At 65.2% G+C, this 3704-nt stretch carries 3 protein-coding genes; 2 read left to right on the top strand and 1 reads right to left on the bottom strand.

Going from position 1 to position 3704, the window contains the following annotated elements:
- The coding region (locus ACFE7U_RS08705; protein WP_375409333.1) for a matrixin family metalloprotease at positions 1-713 on the bottom strand (713 nt) is incomplete at its 3' end.
- A 648-nt stretch (positions 714-1361) separates the two neighbouring features.
- Between ACFE7U_RS08705 and ACFE7U_RS08700 the strand changes: the two genes are divergently transcribed.
- Positions 1362-3137 (top strand): acetolactate synthase 3 large subunit, encoded by a 1776-nt coding sequence (locus ACFE7U_RS08700; protein ID WP_375409332.1) that lies wholly within the window; start codon positions 1362-1364, stop codon positions 3135-3137.
- A gap of 24 nt (positions 3138-3161) precedes the next feature.
- Complete coding sequence (gene ilvN / locus ACFE7U_RS08695) at positions 3162-3704, top strand: acetolactate synthase small subunit (RefSeq protein WP_375409331.1); 543 nt, start codon at positions 3162-3164, stop codon at positions 3702-3704.

Here is a 3704-nt window from a genome sequence, read left to right as displayed (position 1 = left end):
AAGGAGCCGTAGCTGCCGGAGACCGCCTGGCCGACCTTGCTGGCCAGGTTGTTGACCGCGCTGACGGACAGGCCGGCTCCGTTGGAGACGCTGTCATTGGCGAGGACTCCGGACCCGCTCTGCGAGAGCGTTCGTCCGACGACCGCCACGTAACTGTCGGCGGTCGCGACCGGGGAGGGCAGGCTGGCGGTTGCAGCCGGGATCGCGGCCCGCACGCCGTAGAGAGCCTGGATGCCGCTGATGTCCGAGTCGGTGAGGCCGGTCACGGAGGAGTTGAGATAGGCGTTCATCAGCGCGGGCGTGTCGTTGTAGTGGTCCAGGCCGACCGCATGGCCGATCTCGTGCAGGGCAACGACGTAGAGATCGACTCCCGTGCTGCTGCGGACATCGTTGCCGGACACGCGCCAACCTTCGCCGCTGTCGAAGGTCACCTGCGCAGAACTGAAGCGCGGCCCCGAGTAATAGTAGGTCGCCTGACCCAGCACGTTGTTGAGGCCATCAATGTAGCCGTTGCTGAAATCGATGTTGGCTGTCGCGGTCGAGCTGACCTGCTGGAAGGTCAGGTTCGCATAGGAGGCCCAGGTCGCGAATGCCGCCTTGATCTCGGCCAGGAACGAAGCCGGGATGGAGCTATCGACGGCCCAAGACACGGTCGCGGCGGACCCGGCTACTCCGTTCCCCCAGCGGGGTCCTTCCAACACGTACGCGGCCATGGTCCCCTCGCCCCTTACCGATCGGAGGCTGTGGTGAACAGGTTAAGATGGGTGAAATCGGGGCCGCGATCTCATCGCGATACCGCGATCGTCGCTCACTTGGTGACCGCAAAGTAAAGCATGGCGATTTCAGCGGCTCGCCATTGGTCCATTCGGACTGGCCTTCGAGGAAAGCTCGATCACGCACCGGTCCGATGGTCCACATGTTGGGGTTCATCGAGCGGAACAGCCAACGAGGCGGCATTTCTCATCGTCATGGAACGCTCTTGGCGTCGACGACAAGCCGATCGAAGGGTTCGGTCTCGAACTCGTTCGCGCGCTCCCTTCTTGAACGGAGGGTCGCCGAATGCCACTCGGGCCTCGATTTGAGCTCGAGACACGACCAGCCCGTCACCGTTGACCGCCCCGGGACGCTGGTCTATCAGGATCGACACGGTATTCGATTCGCCGCGACGGCGATCCGTGAGAGTGACAACAGGTTCATGCGCGTCATCCTTATCGTAGCGGAAGCGTCACCAACGGGGCGCCCCTGACATCAGGGGTCGCGATCCGGATGGTGGCGCATGCAGGGTCCCTCGGGACCCTTTTTTATTGCCCGCACCGACAGGAATGGCACGCGGTTCGAGCGCGTTGCGAAGGAGCAGTACGATGGGCGGCGAGGTCATGACCGGGGCCGAAATGGTCATCCGGGCGTTCCGGGATCAGGGTGTGGATACGCTGTTCGGGTATCCCGGCGGCGCGGTGCTGCCGATCTACGACGCGCTGTTTCACCAGGAGGAGTTGAAGCACATCCTGGTGCGCCACGAGCAGGGCGCCGTCCACGCCGCCGAGGGCTATGCGCGCTCGAGCGGCAAGGTCGGCTGCGTCCTCGTCACCTCGGGACCGGGTGCGACCAACATCATCACGGGTCTCACCGACGCGATGATGGATTCGATCCCCCTCGTCTGCATCACCGGCCAGGTCCCGACGCACCTCATCGGCACCGACGCGTTCCAGGAATGCGACACGGTCGGCATCACGCGCCACTGCACGAAGCACAACTACCTCGTCAAATCGATCGACGACCTGCCACGCATCCTGCACGAGGCCTTCTACGTCGCCTCGAACGGTCGCCCCGGCCCCGTCGTCGTCGACCTGCCCAAGGACATCCAGTTCGCGAGCGGGCTCTACCAGCGCCCGACGCAGAACGGCCACAAGACCTACCGCCCCGCCTTCAAGGGCGACGCCAGGGCGATCCAGGCCGCCGTCGAACTCATGGCGTGCGCGCGGCGCCCGATCTTCTACACCGGCGGCGGCGTCATCAATTCCGGCCCGCACGCCTCGACGCTGCTGCGCGAACTCGTGGACGAGACCGGGTTCCCGGTCACGTCCACGCTCATGGGGCTGGGCGCTTATCCGGCCTCCGACGACAAGTTCCTCGGCATGCTCGGCATGCACGGGACCTACGAGGCCAACCTCGCGATGCACGAATGCGACGTGATGATCTGCGTCGGCGCGCGCTTCGACGACCGCATCACCGGCCGCCTCGACGCCTTCGCGCCGTTCTCGAAGAAGATCCACATCGACGTCGACGCCTCCTCGATCAACAAGGTCGTCAAGGTCGATGTCGGCATCGTCGGCGATTGCGCCTCGGTGCTCGAGGACATGCTCGCCGCCTGGCGCGCGCTTCCTGCCCAACCCGACGTGGACCGCCTCGACGGGTGGATGGCCAAGATCCGCACCTGGAAGGCGCGCGAGTGCCTGAACTACTGGCCGTCGGGCACGATCATCAAGCCGCAATACGCGGTCCAGCGCCTCTACGAGGCGACCAAGGACCGCGAGACCTACATCACGACGGAGGTCGGCCAGCACCAGATGTGGGCGGCACAGTACTACAAGTTCGACGAGCCCAACCGCTGGATGACCTCGGGCGGGCTCGGCACCATGGGCTACGGCCTGCCCGCCGCCATCGGCACGCAGCTCGCCCATCCGCAGGGCCTCGTCATCGACATCGCCGGCGAGGCCTCGATCCTGATGAACATGCAGGAGATGTCGACCGCCGTGCAGTATCGCCTGCCGGTCAAGATCTTCATCCTCAACAACGAGTACATGGGCATGGTGCGCCAGTGGCAGGAGCTGCTGCACGGCTCGCGCTACTCGCAGAGCTATTCAGAGAGCCTGCCGGACTTCGTGAAGCTCGCGGAGGCCTACGGCGCCAAGGGCATCCGCTGCGAGAAGCCGGGCGACCTGGATGCCGCTATTCAGGAGATGCTCGACTACGACGGCCCGGTCATCTTCGACTGCGTCGTCGACAAGACCGAGAACTGCTTCCCGATGATCCCCTCGGGCAAGGCGCATAACGAGATGCTGCTGTCGGACTACCTCGGCGAGACCGGGGTCGAGCTCGGCGACGTGATCTCCGCAGAAGGCAAGATGCTGGTCTGACGGCCGGAACGCAGGAGACACGCCATGAACGCCATGAACACGCACTACCCCGATGCCGGCAAGGTCGAGGCAATCAACCGGCACACGCTCGCCGTCATCGTCGACAACGAGCCGGGCGTCCTCGCCCGGATCTCAGGCATGTTCTCGGGCCGGGGCTACAACATCGAGAGCCTGACGGTGTCGGAGACCGAGGTCGCCCGCCACATCTCGCGCATCACCATCGTCGTCACCGGCACCGACGCGGTGATCCAGCAGATCAAGGCGCAGCTCGACCGGCTGGTGCCGGTCCACCGGGTCGTCGACCTGACGCTCCAGGGCAAGGCGCTGGAGCGCGAGCTCTGCCTCGTGAAGGTGGCCGGCACCGGCGAGCACCGCACCGAGTCACTGACACTGGCGGCCGCCTTCGGCGCCAAGACGCTCGACGCGACCCTAAACTCCTTCGTGTTCGAGGTCACGGGGACGACGGAAGAGATCGACCGCTTCATCGGGCTGATGACGGTGATCGGGCTCGTCGAGATCTCGCGGACCGGCATCGCCGCGATGGGGCGTGGGGCGGAGGCGATGTGA

The sequence above is a fragment of the uncultured Methylobacterium sp. genome (assembly GCF_964251405.1).
Lineage (GTDB): Bacteria > Pseudomonadota > Alphaproteobacteria > Rhizobiales > Beijerinckiaceae > Methylobacterium.
This window is presented reverse-complemented; position numbering and strand designations above follow the sequence as displayed.